This window comes from Natronoarchaeum mannanilyticum, assembly GCF_039522665.1.
Taxonomy (GTDB): Archaea; Halobacteriota; Halobacteria; order Halobacteriales; family Natronoarchaeaceae; genus Natronoarchaeum; species Natronoarchaeum mannanilyticum.
This window is the reverse complement of record NZ_BAAADV010000002.1, coordinates 19,912-36,023: the sequence shown is the minus strand read 5'-3', so window position 1 is coordinate 36,023 and position 16,112 is coordinate 19,912. Positions and strand designations below refer to the sequence as shown.

At 67.2% G+C, this 16,112-nt stretch carries 14 protein-coding genes and 2 tRNA genes; 10 read left to right on the top strand and 6 right to left on the bottom strand.

Features of this window, described 5'->3' with window-relative positions; genetic code table 11:
* Positions 1 to 25: 25 nt before the first annotated feature.
* Positions 26 to 478 (bottom strand): arsenate-mycothiol transferase ArsC, encoded by a 453-nt coding sequence (locus ABDZ81_RS07885; protein WP_343773414.1) that lies wholly within the window; start codon positions 476 to 478, stop codon positions 26 to 28.
* A gap of 157 nt (positions 479 to 635) precedes the next feature.
* Positions 636 to 2,126 carry an outer membrane protein assembly factor BamB family protein gene (locus ABDZ81_RS07880; protein ID WP_343773413.1) on the bottom strand — a complete coding sequence of 497 codons (1,491 nt, stop codon included), beginning with the start codon at positions 2,124 to 2,126 and terminating at the stop codon, positions 636 to 638.
* A 131-nt stretch (positions 2,127 to 2,257) separates the two neighbouring features.
* Between ABDZ81_RS07880 and gpmI the strand changes: the two genes are divergently transcribed.
* Positions 2,258 to 3,772: a 2,3-bisphosphoglycerate-independent phosphoglycerate mutase gene (gene gpmI, locus ABDZ81_RS07875; protein ID WP_343773412.1), complete on the top strand. Its 1,515-nt coding sequence runs from the start codon at positions 2,258 to 2,260 to the stop codon at positions 3,770 to 3,772.
* A gap of 4 nt (positions 3,773 to 3,776) precedes the next feature.
* On the opposite strand, the gene ABDZ81_RS07870 is transcribed toward gpmI, so the two are convergent.
* Positions 3,777 to 4,208, bottom strand: coding sequence for a hypothetical protein (locus ABDZ81_RS07870; RefSeq protein ID WP_343773411.1), 432 nt, complete (start codon positions 4,206 to 4,208; stop codon positions 3,777 to 3,779).
* Positions 4,209 to 4,340: 132 nt separating this feature from the next.
* Between ABDZ81_RS07870 and ABDZ81_RS07865 the strand changes: the two genes are divergently transcribed.
* Both ABDZ81_RS07865 and ABDZ81_RS07860 read left to right on the top strand, forming a co-directional pair.
* A complete protein-coding gene (locus ABDZ81_RS07865; protein WP_343773410.1) occupies positions 4,341 to 4,940 on the top strand; it encodes a DUF7553 family protein in 600 nt (199 codons plus the stop codon).
* A gap of 74 nt (positions 4,941 to 5,014) precedes the next feature.
* Positions 5,015 to 5,665 (top strand): hypothetical protein, encoded by a 651-nt coding sequence (locus tag ABDZ81_RS07860; protein ID WP_343773409.1) that lies wholly within the window; start codon positions 5,015 to 5,017, stop codon positions 5,663 to 5,665.
* Positions 5,666 to 5,740: 75 nt separating this feature from the next.
* On the opposite strand, the gene ABDZ81_RS07855 is transcribed toward ABDZ81_RS07860, so the two are convergent.
* A complete protein-coding gene (locus tag ABDZ81_RS07855; RefSeq protein WP_343773408.1) occupies positions 5,741 to 6,034 on the bottom strand; it encodes a translation initiation factor in 294 nt (97 codons plus the stop codon).
* Between the two features lie 301 nt (positions 6,035 to 6,335).
* Positions 6,336 to 6,408: transfer RNA gene (locus tag ABDZ81_RS07850), tRNA-Asp, on the bottom strand.
* A gap of 118 nt (positions 6,409 to 6,526) precedes the next feature.
* On the opposite strand from ABDZ81_RS07850, the gene ABDZ81_RS07845 reads away from it, so the two are divergent.
* Both ABDZ81_RS07845 and ABDZ81_RS07840 read left to right on the top strand, forming a co-directional pair.
* Positions 6,527 to 6,913, top strand: coding sequence for a pyridoxamine 5'-phosphate oxidase family protein (locus ABDZ81_RS07845; protein WP_343773407.1), 387 nt, complete (start codon positions 6,527 to 6,529; stop codon positions 6,911 to 6,913).
* A 54-nt stretch (positions 6,914 to 6,967) separates the two neighbouring features.
* Positions 6,968 to 7,585 carry a VOC family protein gene (locus ABDZ81_RS07840; RefSeq protein WP_343773406.1) on the top strand — a complete coding sequence of 206 codons (618 nt, stop codon included), beginning with the start codon at positions 6,968 to 6,970 and terminating at the stop codon, positions 7,583 to 7,585.
* Positions 7,586 to 7,922: 337 nt separating this feature from the next.
* Here the strand turns inward: ABDZ81_RS07840 and ABDZ81_RS07835 are convergent.
* Positions 7,923 to 7,995, bottom strand: a tRNA-Asp gene (locus tag ABDZ81_RS07835).
* Between the two features lie 306 nt (positions 7,996 to 8,301).
* Between ABDZ81_RS07835 and ABDZ81_RS07830 the strand changes: the two genes are divergently transcribed.
* Genes ABDZ81_RS07830 through rpoA2 form a run of 5 tightly spaced genes read left to right on the top strand, consistent with a single transcriptional unit; the run spans position 8,302 to position 16,087 of the window.
* On the top strand, positions 8,302 to 8,529 hold the full coding sequence (locus ABDZ81_RS07830; protein WP_343773405.1) for a DNA-directed RNA polymerase subunit H: 228 nt from the start codon (positions 8,302 to 8,304) through the stop codon (positions 8,527 to 8,529).
* Positions 8,529 to 10,097, top strand: a complete 1,569-nt coding sequence (locus ABDZ81_RS07825; protein WP_343773404.1) for a DNA-directed RNA polymerase subunit B'' — start codon at positions 8,529 to 8,531, stop codon at positions 10,095 to 10,097. The genes ABDZ81_RS07830 and ABDZ81_RS07825 overlap by 1 nt, the downstream gene beginning before the upstream one ends.
* A gap of 1 nt (position 10,098) precedes the next feature.
* The gene (gene rpoB / locus ABDZ81_RS07820; protein ID WP_343773403.1) at positions 10,099 to 11,931 is read left to right on the top strand and encodes a DNA-directed RNA polymerase subunit B; all 1,833 of its coding nucleotides are present in this window, start codon (positions 10,099 to 10,101) and stop codon (positions 11,929 to 11,931) included.
* Positions 11,932 to 11,934: 3 nt separating this feature from the next.
* Complete coding sequence (locus tag ABDZ81_RS07815; RefSeq protein WP_343773402.1) at positions 11,935 to 14,895, top strand: DNA-directed RNA polymerase subunit A'; 2,961 nt, start codon at positions 11,935 to 11,937, stop codon at positions 14,893 to 14,895.
* Positions 14,888 to 16,087, top strand: a complete 1,200-nt coding sequence (gene rpoA2, locus ABDZ81_RS07810; protein ID WP_343773401.1) for a DNA-directed RNA polymerase subunit A'' — start codon at positions 14,888 to 14,890, stop codon at positions 16,085 to 16,087. The genes ABDZ81_RS07815 and rpoA2 overlap by 8 nt, the downstream gene beginning before the upstream one ends.
* Positions 16,088 to 16,112: the final 25 nt, after the last annotated feature.

The following is a 16,112-nucleotide window of genomic DNA, read 5'->3' as shown; positions in this document are numbered from 1 at the left end:
GCGCGATAAATCCGATGGTTGCGGGTTACTCGGAAGTCCCTTGCACTTGCTCGTCGAGCAGTTCGTCGAACAGCTCGCGGACGCGCCGCCCGATCTCGTCGCGGATCTCGCGAACGGCGTCGAGTCCCTGCCCGTCGGGGTCCTCCAGCCCCCAGTCGCGGTTCTCGCCGGTCCACGTCGCCGGGCAGACGTCCTGGGCGGAACAGCCCATCGTGATCACGTAGTCGGCGGCCTGCAGCTCCTCGGGCGTCACCTCGCGCGGCGTCCGGTCGGCGAGGTCGAACTCTTCATCCTCCATCACCGTCACGACCTCTTCGTGGACGTGATCGGCGGGCTGGGTGCCGCCGGTGATGATTTCGAGCCGATCGTGTGCGTCCCGCCTGTCCCGCTCGCGCTCGGCGAAGGCGGTCGCCATCTGGGAGCGACCGGCGTTCTGGACGCAGACGAACGCGACGCGTACCGGGGAGCTGTTCGGCATCGAGAGGGGGTACCCTGCAACGGCAGTTAAACCTTGGTTCCGCGACCTACGTGCGACAATGGAACGCGTACGTATCGGTACATAACTCTCCGGACGACCGGTGCCGTCGACCGAATGCCACCGCGTCGACCGGACCCGATGCCACGGCTGGACGCCGTCACTCGCCGTCGTCGACGAGCGCGTACAGCGTCCCGTCGCCGGTCCCGACGTAGACCGCGCCGTCACCCGCCGGCGTCTGGACGACCGCTGGCGTGGTGGTCACGCGTTCGCCGACGCCGCGGCGCCACCGTGCGTCCCCCGTTTCGGCGTCGAGTGCGACGACGGTTTCGCCCGTGCCGACGAACACCGTCCCGTCGGCGACGACGGGGGAACTGCTGCCGGCGACTCCGACCTGAAGGTTCCCCGCCGAGCTAAGCGCCATCGATCGGCCGTCTGCGACGAACTGAGCGGAGCCGGCGGCGCCCGGCTCAATTCGGATCCCGGCGCCGTCGACCGGCGTTCGCCACAGCCGATCGCCCGTCGCCGCGTCGAACGCGCAGACCGCCGCTCCGCCGACGGCGTAGACCACGCCGTCAGCGACGGCCGCCGAGAGCGGGATGGACACCGATCGCTGGAGCCCCCCGAACGAGAGCGATCGGAACCGAGGTTGGGCATCGCCGAGCTGGGCGTGCCACTCGCGACCACCGGAAACAGCGTTGATGGCGTATATTTCGTCGGCGCTGGCGAGGTAAACGCGCCCGTCGGCGACCGTCGCCGACCAGTCGGAGCCGCTTTCCTGCCGGGCCTGACCGCTCGCCGCGAACTCGCTCGCGGTGCCGACCGCCGCGTCGGCGTCGAAGGGAACTCCGACCGACGCACCCGATCGCAGTCGCTGCCGGTCCTCGGGGATGAACGTCCGGTTGGGATCGCCCGTCTCGGCGTCAAGCGCGTACGCCGACCGGTCCCCGTCGACGATGTACACCGTTCCGTCGATCACCGCGGGCGCCGCGTCGACTGACGCCTCGACCTCGAACGACCAGTCGACCTCGCTCGCCGCGGCGTCGATCGCGTGGACGGCGCCGGACCGGTCGCCGACGTAGACGCGCCCGTCGGCGACGGTCGGTGAACTGAGTACACCGCCGCCGGGATGAGTTTCCCAAGCCCGCTCGCCGGTCGACGCATCAATCGCACAGAGGACTCGACCCCCCGCAACGTAAACCGTTCCGTCCGCGACTGCCGGCGTGGCCGTCGAGGTTCTGCCGGTGGGATACTGCCAGCGTTCGTCACCCGTCTCGGCGTCCACGGCGTACGCGGTGCCGTCGAGGCTGACGGCGTAGACGGTCCCGTCGACGACGACAGGGGAGCCCGCGAGCGCGGCCTCGGCGTCGAACTGCCACCGCTCGGTGACGCTTCCCGTCGGCCCGGTCGCCGCGGGCTGGTAGCCGCTGTTGGCCGCGTCGCCGTGGAACGATCGCCAGACGGTGGCGGTCCCTTCGTCGCCCCCGCCGCTGGCCTCGCTTTCTCCCGGTGGGTCATCGCCCGTACCGTTTTCTTCGCTCCCGTTTGCGGGATCCTCGTTCGTCGTTCCGCTACAACCGGCCAGACCGGCCACGACGCCGGAGCCGAGCAGCCCGAGCACCTCGCGTCGACGGCGAGACGGCGGTGTCATGCGACGTAGTTGGCCGACGAATTGATAAAATAGTTATGAGTTCTCCCCGGTCGATCGGGCCGCGATCCGCCGGGACGCCGTCGCGACGCCGAGGCGAAGAGTAGTTACAACGTCGGTACGACCCGTCACGTATGGACGCCGCGATCATCGTACTCGACGGCTGGGGCATCGCAGAGCACGACCGACTCGACGCGGTCGAGGCCGCCGCGACGCCGAACTTCGATCGGCTGGCCGCGGCGGGCGCGTACGGACAATTGAACGTCACCGGCCGCCGCGTCGGGCTGCCGGACGGCCAGATGGGCAACAGCGAGGTCGGCCACCTCAACATCGGCGCCGGGCGCGTCGTCTACCAGGAGTACACCCGGATCAACGACGCCATCGAGGATGGCTCGTTCCAGACCAACGAGGCGATCCAGAACGCCTTCGACTACGCGGACGAGAACGACGGCAAAGTCCACTTCATGGGACTGGTCAGCGACGGTGGGGTCCACTCCTCCCAGGAGCACCTCCACGCGCTGATCGGGATGGCCGCCGAGCGCGGCGTCGACGCCGTCACCCACGCCTTTACCGACGGACGCGACACCGCGCCCCACGGCGGCGAAGGGTACCTGGAGGATCTCGAAGCGGTCGTCGAGGAGCGGGGCACCGGCGACGTCGCGACGGTGACCGGCCGCTACTACGCGATGGATAGGGATCAAAACTGGGAGCGCACGAAGCGGGCGTACGACGCCATCGTGAACCGCGAGTGCGACCACACCGCCGAGACGGCCGTCGACGCGGTACAGGAATCCTACGAGCGCGACACGACCGACGAGTTCGTCGAGCCGACCTGCGTGGAGGGGGGCGCCGCGCTGGAGGACGGCGACGGGATCGTGTTCTTCAACTTCCGATCGGATCGAGCACGCCAGCTCACCCGGATGCTCGCGGACATCCGACCCGAGTGGGACGTCGAGACGACGCCACCGGAGACCGAACTGGTGACGCTGACTCAGTACGACAAGACGTTCGACGTGCCGGTCGCGTTCCCGCCCGAGCAGCCCGCCGACGTGCTCGGCGAGGTGCTGGCCGACGCCGGCAAGACCCAGCTCCGGCTCGCCGAGTCCGAGAAGTACGCCCACGTCACCTACTTCCTCAACGGCGGCCGCGAGGTGGAGTTCGACGGCGAGATCCGGAAAATCGTCGAGAGCCCCGACGTGCCGACCTACGAGGAGACGCCGGCGATGAGCGCCCCCGAGGTGACCGACACCGCGATCGACGTGATCGAGTCGGACGACCCCGACGCGATGGTGCTCAACTACGCGAACCCCGACATGGTGGGCCACACCGGCGACTACGACGCCGCCGTCGCCGCGGTCGAAGCTGTCGACGAACAGCTCGGCTTCCTCGTCGAAGCGCTTCAGGCCGCCGGCGCACACGTGCTGATCACCGCCGATCACGGCAACGCCGACGACATGGGGACGCCCGACGACCCTCACACCGCCCACACGTACAACGAGGTTCCGTTCATCTACGTCTCGCCCGACGGGACCGGCGCCGGCAAGAGCGTCCGCTCGGGCGGTTCGCTCTGCGACCTCGCGCCGACGATGCTCGATCTGATGGGCGTCGACCGGCCCGACGTGATGACCGGCGAGAACCTGCTGGAGTAGTCGGTTACTGCACCGACAGCTCGGCGTTGGAGTCCGGGATGCCGTCGGCGTCCGGCAGTACGAACCGAAGCACGAGGAACGCGAGCGCGGCGTAGCCGAGCGCGATCGCGAGCGGGACGGACGACGACTCAACGACGAATCGAGCTGCGAGTCCGATGATCGCTGCGCTGCTCAGGGCGGCGCCCAGGGCGCCGCTATGAACGGTTCCGGCGGCAGGTAGCGCGCCGGGATCGATGTCGCCCTCCTGGATCGCGCCGAACGACAGAATGTAGGGGACGAACAGCGCTCCGCCGGCGGCGGAGACGAGTCCGATCCCGGCTGCGAACGCCGCGCTCCCGAACAGCACGTACGCCACGGCGCCGATCGCGAGTCCCTCGCCAGCGCCGATCGCGGTGCCGATCATCGGTAGCGGCGGCGAGTCGCCTGCGTTGGCCATACACCACTTTTCGTCACGGATAGAATAAATATTTTCGCTGTACGATCGACTCCGTCGATCGGACGGCAGCCGACCCGCGGCGACCCCCTACGGTCAACACCCGCGCCGTCGAATCGCCGCCCGGGGAACACGATGGGAACTCTGGACGACTTACCGGCGGTGCTCGACATTCGCGACGACCTGCGCGCCGCACTCGACGAGTCCGAGGCCGAGATCGACGACGAGGTTTCGGGGATCTACGACCGCCTCGAGGACTTCACCGAGCGCGACCGGGCGAGCCAGGAGAGCCTGCTCGACGACGTCGACGACGAGTTGCTCGAACTGCAGGAGCGCTGTTCCGGCGACGCGGCGCGCCGCATCGAGGCCGCACGGAACCGGATCCGCGCGTACCGGGACTCGCTCGACGGCGCCTCGGAGAACCTCGCGGTGCTGGAGACGACGTTCCGGGCTGTCGAGAGCGAGACGGAGGCGACCCTGTCGGATCTCGCCGACGAGCGCGGCGTCGTCTCGGCGACGGTGATCAACGAGAGCGACCCCCGCGAGATCATGCTCGCGGCGACGTTCTACGACGCCGACGACGAGACGGTCGACGAAGTCGTCGGCGACGACATCCGCCTCGACGCCGACGAGCAGCGGCAGGTCGACGTCGAGGCGCGCGTGCCCGACAGCGCCGACTACTACACAGTGACCGTACTGGACGCCGGCGAGCGGTCCGAAGCGATCGGCGAGTGACGCCGCGGGCCGAGGCCGGCGAGCGGGGGCGGCAACGCCCGGCTTTCTTCACGTCGGTCGTGGAAGTCCGACGCGTGACGCCGGACGACCAGGCCCTCAGCGACGACGAGCTGCTCGCGGTGATCGCGCGGAGCGACGCCGACGCCGTGCTGGATCGCGACGTTGCCGAGCGGGTCCCCGCGCCGGTCGAAACCGTGCAGGATCGCCTGGAGGACCTCTACGAGCGCGGCGAGCTCGAACTCGCCGAGGAGGACACCCGCGGGCGGACCTGGCGCCTCGACGAGAGCGTCGATCCCGAGGCGCTGCCGACCGAGGGCGAGACCGAGACCGACGTCGAAAGTCAGGCGCGGGGCGACGACCTGACCGAGGCGCCGCCCGACCACGTCGAAACCCCGCCCGACCCCGAGAGTCGACCCGAGGAGCCGGCGCCGATCGACGCCGACGTGGCCGACGCAATCGACGCGCTCGACCTGCCCGGCGACGCGACCGAGAAAGAACGCCGCCGCGAGGCCGTCCGCACCGCGTACCTCTACCTGCGCAAGCGCGGCCGGGCCGACCAAGACGATTTCGTCGCGGACGTCCACCCGGAAGCGCCCGGCGAGTACGCCGACCCGGACGAAGGGTGGTGGGACGAGGTGATCCGGCCCGGGCTCGACCGGATTCCGGACGTCGAGTACGACGCCGAGGCGTGGACGTACGCCGGCGATCCGGACGACCGGCCATAATCGAAGAGCCCCGTCGGTGACGGAGTCAGGGGTAGGACAAATAGAGCCAGCTATCCGGTCGAAGCCGGTCCGGCGTTAGCCGTCGATCTGGTAGCCCTCGTCTTCGAGCAGATCCTGCACGCGGTCTACGTGATCGCCCTGGAGCTCGATCGCGCGCTCCTTCGTCGTCCCACCGGTCCCCATCGCCGATTTCAGCTTCGAGGCGAGCTCGCCGACGTCGGTGCCGCCCTCGAACCCCTCGATGATGGTCACCGGCTTGTCGTAGCGACGGCTTTCGGTCCGGACCGTCAACCGCTGGGACGCGCGGTCGAGGTCGGCGGTCGGGTCCTCCGGAACGTCGAGATTTTCGAATGGATCGTCCTCTGGCACTACCCGTATCTCCGCGCCGAGAGGCCAAGAAGGCTGGTATCAGGGACCGAGAAGGCTCGACGCGCTGGTAGCTTGTTGAGCGGCTACACCGCGTCGCTCGGTGACGAGACGCTTCGCTGGAGAAGGTGAGTTCGGAAGAACGACCGAGGCGGAATTTGAACCAGAGCCAGACGTGCTCGCTCACCGTTCGTTCGCTGCGCGCGACTGGCAGGGTTCAAATCCCTTCTGAGGAGTATTTGCGGCTCACGGGTGACGAGCACACGCTACGCGGTGCTCGTCGGAGTTGTTCGCCGCAAAAGTACGCCCGAGGCGGGATTTGAACCCGCGTCACGACCGTGACAGGGTCGTATGATGGGCCACTACACCACCCGGGCTGACTACACCTACGCTTCCGGGGGCTTACTCTTAAACCTCTCGCATTGGGACGGCCCTGCCAAGGCATCCCGCGAATTCGGACCAAGGCCCAAGTTCGACGCGTTCGTCGGCGAACGTATGGCTTCGATCCCCGAGGACGACCGCGACCTGTTCGAGAAGAAGACGTTCGCGCACGTCGCGACGATGCTGCCGAACGGCATGCCACACGTCACGCCGGTCTGGATCGGCTACGACGCCGACGAGAATCGACTGCTGGTCAACACCGAACGCCACCGGCGGAAGGCCAAGAACGTCGAGAACGATCCGCGGGTCGGCGTCAGCATGACCGACCCCGACGATCCGTACCGAGCGCTCTCCGTCGTCGGCGAGGTCGACGAGATCACCACCGAGGGCGCCCGCGAGCACATCGACGAGCTCGCCCGCCGGTACACCGGCGACGACTACGCCCCCGAAATCCAGAGCGAGCGCGTGCTGCTGAAGATCCGTCCGGATCGCGTGTTCTAACCCTCCCCTGCCGGGACGCACAGGGCTTTCCTGCCGGAGTCCGTACGAGGGGGCATGTCGGACGACACTCCCGAAGTTACGGCCGAGCGACCGGACAGCGCGTTCCGCGTCACCGGCACCGACCACATCACGCTCATCGGCAGCAACGAGGAGGACACGATCGAGTTCTACCGCGATATGCTCGGGATGCCGCTAGTGCTCCGCCAGCCCAACCTCGACGATCCGAACTCGACGCACCTCTTTTTCGACACCGGCGACGGTCGCATCCTGACGTTCTTCGTCCAAGAGGATCGCCAGTCGAACCCCCAGCCCCACCGCCACCGCGTCGGATCGGTGCATCACCTTTCCTTTTCGATCGACGCCGAGGACTTCGTCGACATCAAGGAGTCCCTCGAGGAGGCGGGCCACGGGTTCAACGAGTTCGACCGCGGCATCTTCCACTCGCTGTACACCCGCGACCACAACGGGCTGACCATCGAGCTCTCGGCCGACAAGTTCGACGTGCCCGACGACCGGCGCGGCGAGGTGCTGGCGACGGCCCAGAAGCTCCGCGTGGAGGACGGCTCCGAGTTCGCCGAGGAGCGGCATCTGGAAGCCGCGCTCGAAGAGCTCGGGATCGACGCCGAGAAGTACGAACTGCCCGATGCCGACAGCGGCGTCGGCGGCGTCTGATCGGCGGGACACCGTAGTTCAGTTTCTCGCGGTCTGCAGAATTTTGATCGGTGCCGAGACGCTTCGCTGGAGAATGTGAGTTCGGAAGAACGCCCGAGACGGGACCGAGGGAATCCAAAGGATTCGCGAGGGTCGGCGCGGCGAAGCCGCTCCGGGAGTGAGTCGAGCGAAGCGAGACGAACATCGCCGAACACCGTGTCCGGCGGGATTTGAACCCGGTGCAAGACTCGCTTCGCTCGTCTTGCGTGGTTCAAATCCCTTCTGAGGGGTATTTGCGGCTCACGGGTGACGAGCACACGCTACGCGGTGCTCGTCGGAGTTGTTCGCCGCAAAAGTACGCCCGAGGCGGGATTTGAACCCGCGTCACGACCGTGACAGGGTCGTATGATGGGCCACTACACCACCCGGGCCGTCGAACGCATCCTATCGTTTCCCGGTCCGCATATTAAGACTTTCCAAACGGAAGACGTGTGACAGAGGGCACCGCGGCGTCGGGGTCCGTGGCAGTTCGCCCCAAACCCTTTAACCGACCGTCGCGTACGTCCGCTCACTGACACACGCTACGCGCCGTCACTCCGTCCCCGTTCGCCCCGGGCCCTATGGGCCTCATTAGTTATAAGTCCCGTCCTACTTGGCAAGCCTTAAATGCCCGCCCGCGCTAGCAGCCTGTAGTATCTCGTGATAGCCGCTTCTCCCTTCGGTCAGACCCCCAACACATGGTAGACGTAAGCCAACACGAACTGGTTCCGGAGCACACCGTCGTCGACGACGACGTACTCGACGACGTGCTCGAGGAGTACAACATCGGCCGAACAGACCTGCCGAAGATCAAGCGCGCGGACCCGGCCCTGCCCGACGACGCCGAGGTCGGGGACGTCGTCAAGATCGTTCGGGACTCGCGAACGACGGACCGAGCCGTCACGTACCGACTGGTGGTTGAATAATGAACACGGAAGACAGACGAGAGATCTCGCGGGAGTACTTCGGGAAGGACCGACTCGCAGAACATCACTACCGTTCGTTCAACGCGTTCCTCGACCGAGGGATGCAGGAGGTCGTCGACGAGAAGGAGACGATCGACACCGACATCGGCGACAAGGAGGGCGAGGAGCCCGTCCACGTCGAGCTCGGCGACGTTCGGATCGTGACCCCCCGCGTCCGAGAGGCCGACGGGAGCGAAGAACTGCTCTACCCCCAGGAGGCGCGGCTGCGCAACATCACCTACTCGGCGCCCGTCTTCATGGAGATGGAGATCGTGAAGGGCGATCCCGAGGAGGGCGAGGACCGGGTCGTCGACAGCACCGAGACGAAGGTCGGCCGGATGCCGATCATGGTCGGCTCGGACAAGTGTAACATCGCCGGCTTCGACGACGAGGAGCTCATCGAGATCGGCGAGGACCCCGCCGACCCCGGCGGCTACTTCATCGTCAACGGCTCCGAGCGCGTGCTGATGACCAGCGAGGACCTCGCGCCGAACAAGATCCTCGCCGAATACGACAGCAAGTACGGCGACGAGATCCAGGTCGCCAAGACGTTCAGCCAGCGCCGAGGGTATCGTGCGTTGGTGCTCGTCGAGCGCACCCGCGACGGCCTGCTCGAAGTGTCGTTCCCCTCGGTGTCGGGGAGCGTCAACTTCGTCACGCTCGTCCGGGCGCTCGGCCTGGAATCCGACGAGGAGATCGTCCACCGCGTCTCGGACGACCCCGAGATCGTGAAGTTCATGCTGGAGAACCTGGAGGCCGCCGACGTCCAGACGACCGAGGAGGCCATCGAGTCGCTGGGCGAGCGCGTCGCCTCCGGCCAGGGGAAAAACTACCAGCTCAAGCGCGCCAACTACGTCATCGACCGGTACCTTCTCCCGCACCTCCACGAGGACGGCGTCGACGAGGAGGACGTCCGGATCAACAAGGCGTACTACCTCTGCCGGATGGCCGAGGCCTGCTTCGAGCTCGCGCTCGGCCGGCGCGAGTCCGACGACAAGGACCACTACGCGAACAAGCGTCTGAAGGTCAGCGGCGACCTCATGAAGGACCTGTTCCGGACGGCGCTGAACAAGCTGGCCCGCGACGTGAAGTACCAGCTCGAACGCGCCAACATGCGGAACCGACAGCTCTCGGTCAACACGGTCGTCCGCTCGGACGTCCTGACCGAGCGGCTCGAACACCCCATCGCGACGGGGAACTGGGTCGGCGGCCGCTCGGGCGTCTCCCAGCTTGTCGACCGCACCGACTTCATGGGCGTTCTGTCGCACCTGCGACGCCTGCGCAGCCCGCTCTCGCGCAGCCAGCCCCACTTCGAGGCGCGGGACCTGCACGCCACGCAGTGGGGACGGATCTGTCCGTCCGAGACGCCGGAGGGACCGAACTGCGGCCTCGTGAAGAACTTCGCGCAGGCCATGGAGCTGTCCCAGAACGTCGAGGACGAACGCGAGCTCAAGCGCGAGCTGGCGTCGATGGGCGTCGAGGGCATCCCCGGCATCGAGGGCGTCGAGCGAACGGCGGAGGGAGACTAACATGAGCCAGCAAAAAGAGCGAGAAGCCAAAGTATACGTCAACGGTAGCCTGGTCGGCACGCACCCCGACCCCGAACAGCTCGCAGAGCAGATCCGCGAGGCGCGACGCCGCGGCGAGATCAGCGACATGGTCAACGTCTCGGTCGACGAGCGCACCCGCGAGGTCATCGTCAACGCCGACGCCGGCCGCGCGCGCCGACCCCTCCTCGTGGTCGAGGACGGCGACACCCTCATCAGCGACGAGGAGGTCGACGCCGTCGAATCCGGCGAACTGGAGTTCGACGACCTCGTCGAGATGGGGTACGTCGAGTTCATCGACGCCGAGGAGGAGGGCGACATCTACGTCGCCGTCGACGAGGACGACCTCGAAGAGGACCACACCCACATGGAGATCGACCCGCAGCTGATCTTCGGGATCGGCGCGGGGATGATCCCCTACCCCGAGCACAACGCCTCGCCGCGCATCACGATGGGCGCGGGGATGATCAAGCAGTCGCTGGGCCTGCCCGCCGCGAACTACCGCATCCGCCCGGACACGCGCCAGCACCTGCTGCACTACCCCCAGCTCTCGATGGTCAAGACCCAGACCACCGAGCAGATCGGCTACGACGACCGCCCGGCGGCACAGAACTTCGTCGTCGCGGTCATGTCCTACGAGGGGTTCAACATCGAGGACGCGCTGGTCATGAACGGCGGCTCGGTCGACCGCGCACTCGCCCGCTCCCATTTCTTCCGGACCTACGAGGGCGAGGAGCGCCGCTACCCCGGCGGCCAGGAAGACCGCTTCGAGATCCCCGACCAGGACGTTCGCGGCGCCCGCGGCGAGGACGCCTACACGCACCTCGACGACGACGGCCTCGTCAACCCCGAGACGCGGGTCGACGAGAACTCCGTCCTGCTGGGCAAGACGAGCCCGCCCCGGTTCCTCGAAGAACCGGACGACATGGGCGGCCTCTCGCCCCAGAAGCGCCGCGAGACCAGCGTCACGATGCGTAGCGGCGAATCCGGCATCGTCGACACCGTCACCCTGATGGAGGGCGAGGACGGCTCGAAGCTCTCGAAGGTGTCGGTGCGCGACGAGCGGATTCCCGAGCTCGGCGACAAGTTCGCCAGCCGACACGGCCAGAAGGGCGTCGTCGGCCACATCGCGCCCCAGGAGGACATGCCGTTCACCCAGGAGGGCGTCGTGCCCGACCTGATCGTCAACCCGCACGCGCTGCCCTCGCGGATGACCGTCGGCCACATCCTCGAGATGATCGGCGGAAAGGTCGGCTCGCTCGAGGGACGCCGCGTCGACGGGACGCCGTTCACCGGCGAGGACGAGCACGAACTCCGCGGTTCGCTCGAGGAACACGGGTTCAAGTCCTCGGGCAAGGAGATCATGTACTCGGGCGTCACCGGCGAGAAGATCGAGGCCGAGATCTTCGTCGGCACGATTTTCTACCAGAAGCTCTACCACATGGTCTCGAACAAGCTGCACGCCCGCTCGCGCGGTCCCGTGCAGGTGCTGACCCGCCAGCCGACCGAGGGGCGCGCCCGCGAGGGCGGACTCCGCGTCGGCGAGATGGAACGCGACGTGCTGATCGGCCACGGCGCCGCGATGGCGCTGAAGGAACGCCTGCTCGACGAGTCCGACCGCGAGTTCATCCACGTCTGCGGCCAGTGCGGGATGAGCGCCGTCGAGAACGTCGAGCAACAGCGCGTCTACTGCCCGAACTGCGACGAGGAGACTGACATCCACGAGATCGAGATGAGCTACGCGTTCAAGCTCCTGCTCGACGAGATGAAGGCCCTGGGTATCGCCCCCCGACTCGAACTCAAGGACGCCGTCTAAATCATGCCAGCAAACACCACACCCAAGGAGATCGGAACGATCAGCTTCGGGCTGATGGACCCGGAGGAGTACCGGGAGATGAGCGCGACGAAGATCATCACCGCGGACACGTACGACGACGACGGGTTCCCCATCGACATGGGGCTGATGGACCCCCGGCTGGGCGTCATCGACCCCGGCCTGGAGTGCAAGACCTGCGGCCAGCACTCCGGTTCGTGTAACGGCCACTTCGGCCACATCGAACTCGCCGCGCCCGTCATCCACGTCGGCTTCACGAAGCTCATCCGCCGCCTGCTGCGGGGCACCTGTCGGGACTGCTCCCGGCTCTGCCTCGACGAGCAGGAGCGCGAGGAGTTCGCCGAGCAGCTCGAGACGACCGTCGATCTCGGCGAGGACGTCAACGACGTCACCAAGGCCGCGATCCGGCAGGCCCGCAAGAAGGACGTCTGTCCGTTCTGCGGCGGCCAGCAGTACGACATCAACCACGAGAAGCCCACGACCTACTACGAGGTCCAGCAGGTCCTCTCGAGCGAGTACGCCGAGCTGATCAGCGAGGCGATGCAGGGCGACGAGGAAGAAGAGAGGGAGCCGACCGCGCCCCCGGAGCTGGCCGAGGAGACCGGGATCGACCTCTCGCGGATCAACGAGATCCTCAGCGGCGAGTTCCGCCCGCGCGAGGACGACCGCAAGGCCATCGAGAAGGCCCTCGACGTCGACCTGACCGAGGAGGACATGAACAAGCTGATGCCCAGCGACATCCGGGACTGGTTCGAGGACATCCCGGACGAGGACATCGAGGTGCTGGGGATCAACGCCGACCGCTCGCGCCCCGAGTGGATGATCCTCACCGTGCTGCCGGTCCCGCCGGTCACCGCGCGACCGTCGATCACGCTGGACAACGGCCAGCGCTCGGAGGACGACCTCACGCACAAGCTGGTCGACATCATCCGCATCAACCAGCGGTTCATGGAGAACCGGGAGGCGGGCGCGCCCCAGCTGATCATCGAGGACCTCTGGGAGCTACTGCAGTACCACGTCACCACGTTCATGGACAACGAGATCAGCGGGACGCCGCCGGCGCGCCACCGCTCCGGCCGGCCGCTGAAGACGCTGTCCCAGCGCCTCAAAGGCAAGGAGGGCCGCTTCCGCGGTAGCCTCTCAGGGAAGCGCGTCAACTTCTCGGCGCGTACCGTCATCTCGCCGGACCCGACGCTCTCGCTCAACGAGGTCGGCGTCCCCGACCGGGTCGCCAAGGAGATGACCCAGACGATGAACGTCACCGACCGGAACCTCCGGGACGCCCGACGCTACGTCTCGAACGGCCCCGAGGCTCACCCGGGCGCCAACTACGTCAAGCGCCCCGACGGGCGCCGGCTGAAGGTGACCGAGAAGAACTGCGAGGAGCTGGCCGAGAAGGTCCAGCCCGGCTGGGAGGTCAACCGCCACATGATCGACGGCGACATCATCATCTTCAACCGGCAGCCGTCGCTCCACCGGATGTCGATCATGGCCCACGAGGTCGTCGTGATGCCGTACAAGACGTTCCGGCTGAACACGACGGTCTGCCCGCCGTACAACGCCGACTTCGACGGCGACGAGATGAACATGCACGCCCTGCAGAACGAGGAGGCCCGCGCGGAGGCCCGCGTGCTGATGCGCGTCCAGGAGCAGATTCTCTCGCCGCGGTTCGGCGAGAACATCATCGGCGCCATCCAGGACCACATCTCGGGCACCTACCTGCTGACCAACGACAACCCGCAGTTCAACGAGACGCAGGCGCTCGACCTGCTGCGCGCGACCCACGTCGACGAACTGCCCGCCCCGACCGGCGACGACGACGACGGGACGCCGTACTGGACGGGTCGCCAGATCTTCTCCGAACTCCTGCCCGACGACCTCGATCTCGAGTTCACGTCATCCGCGGGCGACACGGTCGTCATCGAGGACGGCCAGCTGACATCCGGCACCATCGACGAGGACGGCGTCGGCGCGTTCGGCGGCGAGATCGTCGACACGATCACGAAGGTGTACGGCGAGACGCGCGCGCGCCAGTTCATCAACGAGGTGGCCGCGCTGGCGATGCGCTCGATCATGCACTTCGGGTTCTCGATCGCCATCGACGACGAGACGGTCTCCCAGGAGGCCCGCGACCGGATCAGCGAGACGATCGACGACGCCTACGATCGGGTCGAGGAGCTCATCGACACCTACGAGGCCGGCGAGCTCGAGTCGCTGCCCGGTCGGACGGTCCACGAGACCCTCGAGATGAAGATCATGCAGACGCTCGGCAAGGCCCGCGACAACGCGGGCGACATCGCCGAGGAGCACTTCGACGACGACAACCCCGCCGTCGTCATGGCCGAGTCCGGCGCCCGCGGGTCGATGCTGAACCTGACCCAGATGGCGGGCTGCGTCGGCCAGCAGGCGGTTCGAGGCGAGCGGATCAACCGCGGCTACGAGGATCGCACGCTCAGCCACTACAAGCCCGACGACCTCAGCGCCGACGCCCACGGGTTCGTCGAGCACTCCTACACGGAGGGGCTCGAACCGCGGGAGTTCTTCTTCCACGCGATGGGCGGCCGCGAGGGGCTGGTCGACACGGCGGTCCGGACGTCGAAGTCCGGCTACCTCCAGCGCCGGCTGATCAACGCGCTGTCGGAGCTGGAGACCCAGTACGACGGCACGGTGCGGGACACCTCCGACACGATCGTCCAGTTCGAGTTCGGCGAGGACGGCACCAGCCCGGTGCAGGTATCCTCCAGCGAGGACAACCCGGTCGACGTCGAGGAGATCGCCGGCCAGGTCCTCGACGCCGAGTTCGAGAGCGAGGCCGAGCGCGACGAGTTCCTGGAGCGAACCGAGCCCGCGACGAACCTCTCGGAGCACGCCGACTCCCGGCGCATGGACGAGGAGCCGCCGGCGGTCCAGGAGGCCGTCCCCGCCCCGGAGGTGGACGATGACTAACCCGAACGGCTACGACGTCGGCGAGGACGTCGAGGCCGTGGTCGAGGACACCGAACTCACTCGACGGCTCAAGGACGAGGTGTACGAGACGATCGAGGCCCGCGGCGGCGTCACCGTCGAGGAGGCCGACGATCTCGCCAGGGCCGTCGAGAACCAGTATCTCGACACGCGCATCGATCCGCTCGACCCCGTCGGCACCGTCAGCGCCCAGTCGATCGGCGAGCCCGGAACGCAGATGACGATGAACACGTTCCACTACGCGGGCGTCGCGGAGATCGACGTGACCCAGGGGCTCCCCCGGCTGATCGAGCTCGTCGACGCGCGAAAGGAGCCCGACACGCCGATGATGACGGTCCACCTCGACGACGAGTACGCCGACGACCGCGAGAAGGCCCACGAGGTCGTCTGGAAGATTGAGGCGACGAAGATCCTCGCGCTCGGCGACGTGTCGACCAACGTCGCGGACATGCAGGTCCGGATCGACCTCAACGAGGCCACTCTCGAAGAGCGGATGATCGAACCCGAGGCGGTCGCCGAGACGATCCAGTCCTCGCTGGGCGTCGAGGTGCTCCAGCAGGACGCCGTCATCCAGTTCGGTCCCGAGGAACCCAGCTACCGCGACCTGCTCCAGCTCGTCGAGGAGCTGCGCGAGATCACGTTCAAGGGGATCGAGGACGTCTCCCGGGTCGTCATCCGCAAGGAGGAAACCGACGAGGGCGAGGAATTCGTCCTCTACACCGAGGGATCCGCCTTCGGCGACGTGATCGGGATCGAAGGCGTCGACGCCTCCCGGACGACGACCAACAACATCCACGAGGTGTACCGCCAGCTCGGCGTCGAGGCCGCCCGCGAGGCGATCATCAACGAGACGATGGACACCCTCGAAGAGCAGGGGCTCGACGACGTGAACATTCGCCACCTGATGCTGGTCGCCGACATCATGACCAACAAGGGGACGATCGAGTCGATCGGCCGCCACGGGATCTCGGGCAACAAGGACTCCGTGCTGGCCCGCGCGGCGTTCGAGGTCACGGTCAACCACCTGCTCGACGCCGCGATCCACGGGGAGGTCGACGATCTGGACGGCGTCACCGAGAACGTCATCGTCGGGAAGCCGATCAAGCTCGGCACCGGCGACGTCGACCTCCGGATGGGGTCGTTCACGCCCGACCTCGAGTCGAGCTCCGACTGACATGAGCCCCTCCCCGAGCGCCGAA